The 9426-nt window shown below is 70.3% G+C and carries 9 protein-coding genes; 5 read left to right on the plus strand and 4 right to left on the minus strand.

What is annotated here, in order from left to right; all coding sequences use genetic code 11:
• Positions 1 to 11 precede the first annotated feature (11 nt).
• The gene (locus tag ACFY01_RS44845; RefSeq protein ID WP_390741552.1) at positions 12 to 1418 is read left to right on the plus strand and encodes a hypothetical protein; all 1407 of its coding nucleotides are present in this window, start codon (positions 12 to 14) and stop codon (positions 1416 to 1418) included.
• A 21-nt stretch (positions 1419 to 1439) separates the two neighbouring features.
• Here the strand turns inward: ACFY01_RS44845 and ACFY01_RS44850 are convergent, their stop codons facing one another.
• On the minus strand, positions 1440 to 1901 hold the full coding sequence (locus tag ACFY01_RS44850) for a MarR family winged helix-turn-helix transcriptional regulator (protein WP_390741553.1): 462 nt from the start codon (positions 1899 to 1901) through the stop codon (positions 1440 to 1442).
• A 62-nt stretch (positions 1902 to 1963) separates the two neighbouring features.
• Here ACFY01_RS44850 and ACFY01_RS44855 point away from each other — a divergent pair, with 62 nt between their 5' ends.
• Complete coding sequence (locus tag ACFY01_RS44855) at positions 1964 to 3118, plus strand: FUSC family protein (protein ID WP_390741554.1); 1155 nt, start codon at positions 1964 to 1966, stop codon at positions 3116 to 3118.
• A gap of 191 nt (positions 3119 to 3309) precedes the next feature.
• Here the strand turns inward: ACFY01_RS44855 and ACFY01_RS44860 are convergent, their stop codons facing one another.
• Complete coding sequence (locus ACFY01_RS44860) at positions 3310 to 3516, minus strand: DUF397 domain-containing protein (RefSeq protein ID WP_390741555.1); 207 nt, start codon at positions 3514 to 3516, stop codon at positions 3310 to 3312.
• Entirely contained in the window at positions 3513 to 4334 is an 822-nt protein-coding gene (locus tag ACFY01_RS44865) for a helix-turn-helix domain-containing protein (RefSeq protein ID WP_390741556.1), read from the minus strand. The genes ACFY01_RS44860 and ACFY01_RS44865 overlap by 4 nt, the downstream gene beginning before the upstream one ends.
• Positions 4335 to 4446: 112 nt before the next feature.
• On the opposite strand from ACFY01_RS44865, the gene ACFY01_RS44870 reads away from it, so the two are divergent.
• Complete coding sequence (locus tag ACFY01_RS44870) at positions 4447 to 4899, plus strand: ATP-binding protein (protein ID WP_390741557.1); 453 nt, start codon at positions 4447 to 4449, stop codon at positions 4897 to 4899.
• Positions 4900 to 5854: 955 nt separating this feature from the next.
• Here ACFY01_RS44870 and ACFY01_RS44875 read toward each other — a convergent pair.
• Positions 5855 to 6472, minus strand: a complete 618-nt coding sequence (locus ACFY01_RS44875) for a YceI family protein (RefSeq protein WP_390741558.1) — start codon at positions 6470 to 6472, stop codon at positions 5855 to 5857.
• A 176-nt stretch (positions 6473 to 6648) separates the two neighbouring features.
• Between ACFY01_RS44875 and ACFY01_RS44880 the strand changes: the two genes are divergently transcribed.
• Positions 6649 to 9027 carry a polysaccharide lyase 8 family protein gene (locus ACFY01_RS44880; RefSeq protein WP_390741559.1) on the plus strand — a complete coding sequence of 793 codons (2379 nt, stop codon included), beginning with the start codon at positions 6649 to 6651 and terminating at the stop codon, positions 9025 to 9027.
• Positions 9028 to 9181: 154 nt separating this feature from the next.
• Positions 9182 to 9426 (plus strand): carboxyl transferase domain-containing protein (locus ACFY01_RS44885; protein WP_390741560.1); only part of this gene is annotated, 245 nt, incomplete at its 3' end.

Raw genomic sequence — 9426 nt, forward strand, 5'->3', positions numbered from 1 at the left:
AGCTTCGAACCATGAAGGGCGTACGTACCCGAAGCCTCCCAGGGCTGCTGCTGGCCCTGGCATTCGCGATCATGACCGTGCTCGCGCCACAGGCCACGGCCGCCACGAGCGTCTCGACGGCCACGGCCACGGCCAGCGTCTCGAAGATCGCCGAGGCCCTTCGCAAGAGCCCCGTCTACGTCGACCCCGCGGCCTCCGCCCAGCTGTCGGCCCCGGACGCCGGCGCACTCGCCAGGCAGATCGAGAGCGCCGGCAAACCCCTGTTCATCGCGGTACTCCCGGCCGGCTACCCCACCCGCGACCTCTTCACCGACCTGCGCACCGCCACCGGCGTCACCGGCCTGTACGCCATCCGCCTCGGCGACCGCTTCGACGCCCGCGCCGACTCCTCCGTCCTGCCCCGAACGGCCGTACGCAACCTGGTCACCAGCGTCCAGGGCGAGAACGCCAAGACCCAGCTGACCGACTTCACCGACCGCGCCCTGGCCAACATGGGCGGCAAGGCCCCCGCGTCATGGGGCACCTCCTCCGGCGGGGCCACCGGAGTCTCCACCACCGCCCTGATCGCCACGGCGGCCGTCGTGGTGGCCGCCGGTGCGGGCGTGTACACGGTCACCCGCCGCAACCGCCGCCGCCACGCCGAGGAACAGCGGGCCGCCCTGGACCGCCTGCGGGTCGTCGTGGACGAGGACATCACCGCTTTCGGCGAGGAACTGGACCGCCTCGACTTCCACCCGGCGGAGGCCGGCGCCGACGACGCCATGCGCGCGGACTACGAGCGGGCCCTGAACGCCTACGAGAACGCCAAGCAGTACATGGCCGACGCCCGCAAACCCGAGGACGTGCGCTCCGTCACCCAGGCCCTGGAGGACGGCCGCTTCTCCCTCGCCCAGCTCGCCGCCCGCCGCGAGGGCCGCCCCCTGCCCGAACGCCGCCCACCCTGCTTCTTCGACCCCCGCCACGGCCCCTCCGTCACCGACGCCACCTGGACCCCGCCCGGCGGCGCCCCCCGCGAGGTCCCGGTCTGCGCGGCCGACGCCACCCGCCTCGCCGACGGCCGCGACCCCGTCGTCCGCGAGGTCGACACCGACCACGGCCGCCGCCCCTACTGGGACGCGGGCCCCGCCTACGGCCCCTGGGCAGGCGGCTACTTCGGCGGCGGCATCCTGCCCGGCCTGCTGATCGGCACGGCCCTCGGCGGCATCATGGCGGGCCCGGCGTACGCGGCCGACTATGGGGCCGGGTACGGGGATTTCGGGGGCGGCTTCGGGAGCGGAGACTTCGGGGGTGGCTACGAGGGTGGGGACGTGTCCGGGGCGGACTTCGATCCGGGGGACTTCGGGGGCGGGTTCGGGGATGGTGGGGGGTTCGGGGACGGTGGGGGAGGTGGGGGAGGGGACTTCAGTGGTGGGTTCTGAGGGTGGGTTCAGAGGGTGGGTTCAGAGGGTGGGTTCAGAGGGTGGTTCCTGAGGGGCCGCTTCCGGTGCTTGCCCCAGCCGTTCCATCAGCGCACCCGCCAGCATCAGCACTCCCCGCTCCGTCTCGCTGAGTGACGCCAGCGCCCCGGCCAGCCAGGCGTCACGTTCGGCCATGTCCCGCTCCAGAACCCGGCGCCCCTCAGCGGTGAGCGTCAGCACCGACTGACGCCGGTCGACGCGGCTCGCTTCCCGCACGATCAGCCCGTCCTCCTCCAGCTCGGCGAAAACCCGGGTCAGCGACTGCGGCCGCTGCCGCTCCGCCGCCGCGATGGCCCCGGGCGTGGCCGGCCCGTGCCGGTGCAGATACCCGAGCACGATGAGCTGGTTGGCGCTGAGGCTGCCGTCACCGCGTTCCTGCCGGAGGCGGCGGTTCAGACGGACGATGCCGCGGCGGAGACGGGCGGCTTCGGGGAGATGGTCCATGCCGATAGATCCTACGCATTTACTTACTACTTCTCAGGTGTAATCGCCGCTATCCTGCGTCTGTGACCGCCAAATTAATACGCAACGCGTACGAAGCGGCCTTGACGATGACCGCCGTCCTGCTCTGCTGGAGCGCCGCGCTCTGGCTGGAGAGCACCGCCGGACTGCACACCGACGTGCTCGTCCTCGCGGTCGCCCTGACCCTGACCCTGTCCTCCACCCAGCGCACCGCGAACACGCGCCGCCGCGTCACCGCGCTGCTCCTGCTCCCCGCGACGGCGGCCGTGGCCCAGCTGCTCGGCCGCCTCATCGCCACGCACTACGCCGTCGGCGCGGCCGCCTACACCGCCGGGATCTCCCTGGCCATCTGGATCCGCCGCTATGGCCCGACCGCCACCAAGGTCGGCACCCTCCTGACCCTCCCGCTCGTCGCCCTCCTCGTCGTCCCGGGCCCGGCGCTGCCGCCCGAGTCCCAGGGCGCTCTGGTGAACTGGGCGTGGTCGGCGCTGATCGGGACGCTGGCCTGCGCCTGCGTATGGCTCGTACAGGCACTGGCCGACCGATACGGACCCTGGCCCGCCGAAGCCGAGGTGACCGCACCCCGCCGCGCGTCCCGCCTCCACCCCCGCCCCAGCACCCGCATGGCCCTACAGATGGCGGCCGCCGTAGCCGCGGCCTTCCTGCTGGGGCGGCTCCTCTTCGACCACCACTGGCCGTGGCTGGTGCTCACCGCATACGTCGCCGCCAGCGGCAATCGCGGCCGAACGGACGTACTGCGCAAGGGAATCGAGCGGCTCATCGGCGCGAGCGCGGGCACACTGCTGGCGACCGGCGTGGCGGCGGCCGGCGCGACGGGCCGGACCTCGGTGGCCCTGATGTTCACCGTCCTGGCAGTCGCGTTGTGGCTGCGCCCGCTCAACTACGCCTACTGGGCAGCCGGCATGACCACCGCCCTCGCCCTGCTCCTCGGCTACTTCGGCCAGGACGCGAGCAGCTTGCTGCCCACCCGGCTGGAGGGCATCGTCGTGGGCGCGGCCTTGTCTGTGGCGTCGGCCTGGTGGCTGCTACCGGTACCAAAACGACGCCCGGCTACCGCCAATACCGGCCCGCATACCGCTCCCCGGACGCATGCCACCACGCCGGCGGAGACGCCCCGTTCGCCACAGCCGTCGGCTGATCCGGATGCAGCCCGAGCCGCCACAGGGCCCGAGCACTGACGGAGAGACTGACCCGGCCGTACGGGTCCCCATCAGTCATCCGCATGCAGAAGAGGTCGCACCGAAGCTCTTCCGATGCGAAAGGCATCCAGTCGATGCCGCGTTCTCGCAGTCAACCCAAGAGGACGTGCATGGGGTGGGGCTGTCCCGGCGCCTTGCTGCACGAGACGAGGAAGACCCATTCGGTCCCTTCAGGAGGGGATGCCGTCAAGGAACTCACTCCAGGTGGCGGGGGAGAGGGCGAGGGTGGGGCCGGTGGGGATTTTGGAGTCGCGGATGTGGATGGTGGTGGGGGTGGTGGCCACTTCCAGGCAATTGCCACCCTCGCTGCCGCTGTAGCTGGACTTGAACCACACCAGGACGTCAGAGGGGCTCTGCTGCGGCGCTGCGGCAATCATGACACTCCTAGCAGTCCGTTCAGGAGGCGCACGCTCTCGTCGGGGGAGAGGGCCTGTGACCGCAGCATTCCATACTTGTGGTGATAGTCGCTGACCTCATTGGGATCATCGACGAGGAAGCCTGCGCGCTGCACCTCCAGATAGACCAGGCGATCGTGCTCGGGTGTCTCCAACAGCACCATGGGGCCGTCCAGGCCGGCGTGCGGTGTCCTGTCGGTGGGCATGACCTGGAAGCTCATGTGGACGGGTGCGGTGTACTCCAGGACCTGGCGGATCTGCTCCCGCATCACCTCCGACCCGCCGACCTCTCGTCGCAGGACGCTCTCTTCCAGGATGAAGTGGCCTACGGGCGGTCGCTCCCGGCGCCACACCAACTGGCGTTCCATGCGGGCGTTCACCCACTGCTCGGCCGTTTCGCTCTCGATTGCCGGGTACCGGTACTCGAATACGGCACGGCAGTATTCCTTCGTCTGTAACAGTCCGGGGATCACCTGTGTCTCGTACGACAGGATGCTCACTGCTTCCTGCTCGTGATCCACGAGCCCCTGGGCGAACTGCACGATCCGCTCCCGAACCGGCAGTTTGGCAACCAACACGGCCAACACCCCACCAGTTCCGAGCAGCTCGTCGAACTGCTCGGCCCGGTCAGGCTGGAGCGCCAGCCTCCCCTGCTCGATCGACCTCACCGTATCCACGTGGACGCTCGCCAACTCGGCGAACTGCTCCTGCGTGTAACGAGATTGCCTACGGCAGTGTGCCAGCACGGCCCCGACGGCCTGCCACGAACCGACCTTCTTGGGCTTCTTCGCCACGTGCATGCCGGACCCATTCCCCCGTCGCTGCCCGAAGTCCTCGTAGTGGAGTCGTAGTAATCAGCACTACGACTTCACCCATTGGTCCACTTTAGTGACGGACGGTGACACTGGCGTCATGAACGCGCAACTCCAACACCCCCACACCCGCAAGGCGTACTACCGCCGCGACCGCAGATCCGTACGCCTGGCAAGGCACTTCGCGCGTACGACGCTGGAGGACTGGGGGATCACGGAGCGCACGGACGACGTGCTGCTCTGTGTGAGCGAACTGGCCACCAACGCGCTGCTCCACGGCGTCCCACCGGGCCGTGGCTTCGCGCTCCGCCTGACGCGGCATCCCGACGGCGTCCTGCGGGTCGAACTCCACGACAGCGGAGGGGGCGAGGTCCAAGTCCCGGACCAGTGCCCGGAGTCGGAACACGGCCGGGGTCTGCTGCTGGTGGCGGCGCTCGCCGACAAGTGGGGGGTGGCTGAACGGAACCCCGGCAAGCTGGTGTGGGCGGAGTTCGCAAGTGACCGTGGGGCCGCCCGCTTCTTTGTCAGTGTCGTGATTCCGGGACCCGAGTAAAGGGCGCTCCGTTCCGCTTCGCTGCACTCCGCGTCGCCTACGGCGATCGGCCTACGGCCGACCCTTGACTCGGCCCCCGGAATCACGGGGAAGAAGCGAGCGGGCAGCCCGGGGAAAGCGGGGCCCGGGTGGGCAGCCCCTTCTCCCCACTGAGCTGCCGCCCGGCGTTCGGGGACGCGCCCGCGCCTCGCCGGCACGCCGGGTGGGATCGGCGTCGATCGCTGAGTGGGTGGGTGGCTGGGCTGCGCGCCGGGAGCGCTTTGCGGCTCGCGGGTGGTGGGGCGTGCGCGGCCGGGCGGGTGGTGACCCACAGGGCGGCACCGGCGGCATCCCACAATCCCGGCAAATTGGGTGTGGGAGTGGTGGTTGGCAGATGCGTTCCATGTCGTCCCTCCGCCACCCTCGGATGGACCTCCGGCCGGTGGGACGGATCTGCCGATCACCGTGCCTGGGCGGTGAGGGGTGAGCCGGAGGGGGTGTCTGACCGTGAGTGGAAGATATGGCTCACCAGCAAGCAATGTGACCTGCGGTTTCGCCACCCACCCATGACACATATCTTCCACTCACTCGAAGTGCCCACCGATTGTGCCCTGTATGCCGTTTATGTCCGGTGCGCTCCCGGAGTCGAGACTGCCGGTGTCGCGCACGCCCCACCACCCGCAAGCCGCTAAGCGCTCCCGGCGTGCCGGCGAGGCGCGATCGCGCCCCCGACCCCGGCCCGCAGCCCAGCTCACGTAAGGGGTGGCCTGCCCGGGCCCCCGGCTTTCCGGGCCGCTCGCTCGCTTCTTCCCCGTGCTGGAGCGGTCCGGGTCAAGGGTCGGCCGTAGGCCGATCGCCGTAGGCGACGCGGAGTGCAGCGAAGCGGAACGCAGCGCCCTTGAGGCGGGCCGTGGAGGCACGACACTGCAAAGAAGCGAGCGGCCCCCACGGTCACCTGAAAAGGGCGGGCGTGGGCTCAGGCGTTCTTGATCGCCGAGATGTCGAAGTTGAGCTTGATCTTGTCGGAGACGAGGACGCCGCCGGTCTCCAGCGCCGCGTTCCAGGTCAGGCCCCACTCGGAGCGCAGGATCTCGGCCTTGCCTTCAAAGCCGACGCGCTCGTTGCCGAAGGGGTCCTTCGCGGCGCCGTTGAACTCGAGGTCGATGGTGAGGGGCTTGGTGACGCCCAGGACGGAGAGGTCGCCGGTGATGCGGTAGTCGTCGCCGCCGAGGGCCTCCGCCTTGGTGGAGCGGAAGGTCATGGTGGGGAACTCGTCGGTCTTGAAGAAGTCCGAGGACTTCAGGTGACCGTCGCGGTCGGCGTTGCCGGTGTTGATGCTGTCCATCTTGACGTCGAGGGAGGCGGTGGACTTCGACGGGTCGGAGCCATCCAGGTGCAGCGTGCCGCTGAAGTCGAGGAAGCTGCCCTTGACGTTGGTGACCATGGCGTGGCGGGCCACGAAGCCGATCGTGGTGTGGGCCGGGTCGATCGTGTACTCGCCGGTCAGCGCGGCCAGGTCGGGGTTCACGGCAGCCGGCGCGGCGGCGGCCGGAGTGGTGGTCTCGGCGGTGTCCTTACGGCCGAAGATGCCCATGACGTGCTCCTTTGGGGGACGGGGTGGAACGGGCGAACTGATGTTGAATGTTCAACGAGGTCAACACGAACGACGGTAGACCTATTCCGTTCAATATTCAACATCATCGGTGGGCGTGTCGCCGGAATTACCGTGTGTCACCCGGTTCCCCACGGAAAGGCGCGGTGGTAGACGGCATGGGCATGACTTCCACGCGTCGCACCTTCCTCTCCGCCGCCCTCGCCGCGACGGCCCTCGCCACTACTCCCGGAACGGCCCGCGCCATGGGTGATCCCAGTGATGCGGGTGAACCAAGCGCCCCTTACGAAGCCCTCCGCCGCCGCTGGCTCGGCATCGCCCTGGGTGAGGGATACGACCCCGCCGCCCAGCCCTACGCCGCCCGCCTCGCCCGGACCGGTGAACTCGCCCGTTCCTTACGGGCCTCCATGGCCCCGACCGCCACCTCCCTCTGGCCCGGGTATCCCTTCGACCCGCCCGCCGGCATCACCCAGAGCTACAGCCGCCTCTGGACGATGACCCAGGCGTACGTCCAGGACGGCACCGGGTCCACCGGCGACGCAAGCCTCCTCGCGGACGTGCTGCGCGGCCTCGACCATCTCTCCGCGACCGTCTACAACCCCGCCACCACCCGCTACGGCAACTGGTGGGAGTGGCAGATCGGCAGCCCCCGCCTCCTCATGGACATCACGGCCGCCCTGTACGACCGCCTCGGCGCCGCCCGGGTCGCGACAGCCTGCGCCGCCGTCGACCACTTCGTCCCGGACACGATGCTCACCGACTACTCCGGCACCTCCACCGGCGCCAACCGCGTCGACCTGTGCCGCAGTGTCGCCCTGCGCGGCATCCTCGGCCGGACCGCCGACCGGATCGCGCTCGCCCGGGACGCGCTCTCGCCGGTCTTCCCGTACGTCACGACGGGCGACGGGCTGTACGCCGACGGCTCGTTCGTCCAGCACACCTGGGTCGCGTACTCGGGGACGTACGGGCAGGTCATGCTCGACGGGCTCGGGCGGCTGCTCACGCTGCTCGCCGGGTCGCAGTGGGCGGTCACGGATCCGCAGCGGCAGAACGTCCTCGACAGCGTCGAGCACGCCTACGCGCCCCTCATCCATGACGGGTTGGTGATGGACTGCGTCAACGGGCGAGCCATAAGCCGGGGTTACCTGAAGAGCGACGACCTGCACGTCATGCGCAGCGACCACTTCCACGGGCAACTGCTCATCGCCTCCCTGGCGCTGCTGGCGGGCGCCGCGAGCGAGGGGGAGCGGGAGCGGTGGCACGGCCTTGTCAAGGGGTGGATCGAACGGGACACCGAATACCCCGTCCTGACGGCTCCCCAGCTCGACGTCGCCGACCTGGCCCGGCTGCACGCCGTCGCCGCGGCCCCGGTGGCCGCCGCGCCCGAGCCCACCGGGCACCGTCTCTTCGCCGCCATGGACCGAGCCGTGCACCGGCGTCCCGGCTTCGTCGCGGCCCTCTCCATGTCCAGTGACCGCATCGCCTCCTACGAGTGCGGCAACGGTGAGAACCCGCGCGGCTGGCACACGGGCGCCGGGATGCTCTGCTGGTGGGCCGCCGGCCGGAGCGGGCAGCACGACGGCCAGTACACGGACTGGTTCTGGCCCACCGTGAACTGGTACCGGCTGCCCGGCACCACCGTCTCCACCAAGCCCCTCGCCGACCGCGCCGGTGGTGAATGGGGCGCGCCGAAGCCGGACGTGCGCTGGGTCGGCGGCACGACGGACGGTGAGTACGCGGCGGTCGGCCAGCATGTGAAGGGCCTCGACTCCACGCTGGAGGCCCGCAAGTCCTGGTACTTCGTCCCGGACGCGGTGATCTGCCTCGGCGCCGGTATCACCTGCGCCGACGGTGTCCCGGTCGAGACGGTCGTGGACAACCGGAATCTGGGGGAGGGCGGCACGCAGGCCTTCGTACGCGGGCCGGGATGGGCGCACCTGGACGGCCACGGCGGCTGGATCCTGCCGCACGGGGGCCGCGGCCTGCCCGCCGTGCCCGCCCTGCGCAGTCTGCGCGAGGACCGCACCGGCGCCTGGTCCGACATCAACACCACCAGTACGACGGAGCGGCGCACCCGGCGCTGGCAGACCCTCTGGCTGGACCACGGCATCGATCCGAGTAACGCCACGTACGTCTACCTCCTCCTGCCCGGCGCCTCCCGCCATCAGGTCACCGCCCGCGCCGCCGACCGGCACTGGCTGTCGGTGCTCGCCAACGACGCCCGCCGGCAGGCGGTCGCCGTGCCCTCCCTCGGGCTGGTCGCCGCCAACTTCTGGCAGGGCGCCGCTGCCGGGCCGCTGGCCGCCTCCGCGGGGGCGAGCGTGCTGGTCCGGCGTCGGGGGCGGACGGCTAGGCTCTGTGTCGGCGAGCCGCCGCGCACCGGCGAGCCGCTGGAGATCGTCTGGGATCATCCGGTGCGTGCGGTGCTGCGGGCGGACGACTCCGTCGAGGTCCTTTCGGCGGACCGCCGTTTGAGGGTCCGTGTCACTCCGGGGATGGCATGCGCCACGCACGAATGTGTGGTGGCCCTGCGGTGACGGCTTTGTGGCCAACCTACAACGGGCATGGCCCCTGAGCAGTCGGAACGGCTGCATCCCGTGGTGGTTCTGTTCAGTGGTACCAGTAAAACGGGCCGGAGACTGTACGGAGTCGACGGCTCGCTTTCCTTGGTGTCCTTCGTAAGGTCACTACATGACCGTTTTGGAAGAGACGACGGGTGAGCCGACGGACGTGCCGAGCACCGAGCCGACGGACGCGCGCGGGCGGGTCGCCGAGCTGCACGAGATTCGTGCGCGGGCCGTCGCGGGCCCCAGCGAGAAGGCCACCCAGGCACAGCACGCCAAGGGCAAGCTGACGGCCCGGGAGCGGATCGAGCTGCTGGTGGACCCGGGTTCCTTCCAGGAGGTCGAGCAGCTGCGCCGGCACCGGGCGACCGG

Origin of the sequence: Streptomyces sp. NPDC001480 (genome assembly GCF_042894725.1) — a bacterium.
Classification (GTDB): Bacteria; Actinomycetota; Actinomycetes; order Streptomycetales; family Streptomycetaceae; genus Streptomyces.

What these genes read in the sequence shown, in the direction of transcription:
- ACFY01_RS44845 (WP_390741552.1), top strand. Translation starts at nt 12, where the DNA reads ATGAAGGGCGTACGTACCCGAAGCCTCCCAGGGCTGCTGCTGGCCCTG.
- ACFY01_RS44850 (WP_390741553.1), bottom strand. Translation starts at nt 1,901, where the DNA reads ATGGACCATCTCCCCGAAGCCGCCCGTCTCCGCCGCGGCATCGTCCGT.
- ACFY01_RS44860 (WP_390741555.1), bottom strand. Translation starts at nt 3,516, where the DNA reads ATGATTGCCGCAGCGCCGCAGCAGAGCCCCTCTGACGTCCTGGTGTGG.
- ACFY01_RS44865 (WP_390741556.1), bottom strand. Translation starts at nt 4,334, where the DNA reads ATGCACGTGGCGAAGAAGCCCAAGAAGGTCGGTTCGTGGCAGGCCGTC.
- ACFY01_RS44870 (WP_390741557.1), top strand. Translation starts at nt 4,447, where the DNA reads ATGAACGCGCAACTCCAACACCCCCACACCCGCAAGGCGTACTACCGC.
- ACFY01_RS44875 (WP_390741558.1), bottom strand. Translation starts at nt 6,472, where the DNA reads ATGGGCATCTTCGGCCGTAAGGACACCGCCGAGACCACCACTCCGGCC.
- ACFY01_RS44880 (WP_390741559.1), top strand. Translation starts at nt 6,649, where the DNA reads ATGGGCATGACTTCCACGCGTCGCACCTTCCTCTCCGCCGCCCTCGCC.